Origin of the sequence: Bartonella sp. MU70NMGDW (assembly GCF_042194085.1) — a bacterium.
GTDB classification, from domain to species: Bacteria; Pseudomonadota; Alphaproteobacteria; order Rhizobiales; family Rhizobiaceae; genus Bartonella; species Bartonella grahamii.
In genome coordinates, this window is record NZ_JBHIMK010000528.1 from 1 (window position 1) to 755 (window position 755).

Genomic DNA, 755 nt, shown 5'->3' on the forward strand with positions numbered 1-755 from the left:
GTGTTAAAAGACTGGTTTTGGGGTGTTAGAGTTTTGTCTTTACAGGTTGTACAATCCGATCAATTGGAATGCGTTTTATATATGCACAATGATCAGAATATAGCGTCAACAAGAAAGATTCATCTGAATTGGGTGGTATCATTTCAAATCTAGTGCATGCAAACGGTCTGAATTCGTATGAAAATGCAAAGCATTGCGATCCTATGAGTTCCATTGGCACGATATTCTCTTCACTTAAGAAGGCATCTATTTTGTCTTTAGAGATTATGGTATCTACATAGGGCTCGCCCTTATCTCCAGAGATCGTTATACAAAGTTCACCTGGATTGTGGGTATTTCTCACAACTAACTGCGAACACAAAGTAGGTTTAATTTCATATCTATACATAATAATTATCTTCTCTCGCTCGTTGTGATAATACTGCCTCCACGAACCTCTGAATCTCCGTAAATGTGTGCGTTACCATACACTTCTGCATTGCAATGAACACTTGCATTTTCGTAAACATGTGCTTTTCCAAAAATACGACCACCATATATTTTTGCGTTATGATGAATTGTTGCATTTTCATAAATATTTGCAAAATAACAAACTTTTGAGTTATCAAATACCTTGGCATTGTTGTAAACTTTTGCACCGCTATAAACCATGGCATCATCATAAACCCAACAGTCTCCTTCATGACTTAAGTTGCTCTCACCTTCTATAAAGCCGCCTAGGTCACCTTTCTTGATTTTTCCGAAGCTTCTCAATG

Annotated in this window: 1 protein-coding gene; it reads right to left on the minus strand. The window is 37.1% G+C overall.

All coding sequences use genetic code 11. The annotated features are described in order from the left end of the window. Positions 1-393 precede the first annotated feature (393 nt). On the minus strand, positions 394-755 hold a 362-nt coding region (locus ACFIKE_RS11980; RefSeq protein WP_375650183.1), incomplete at its 5' end, for a hypothetical protein.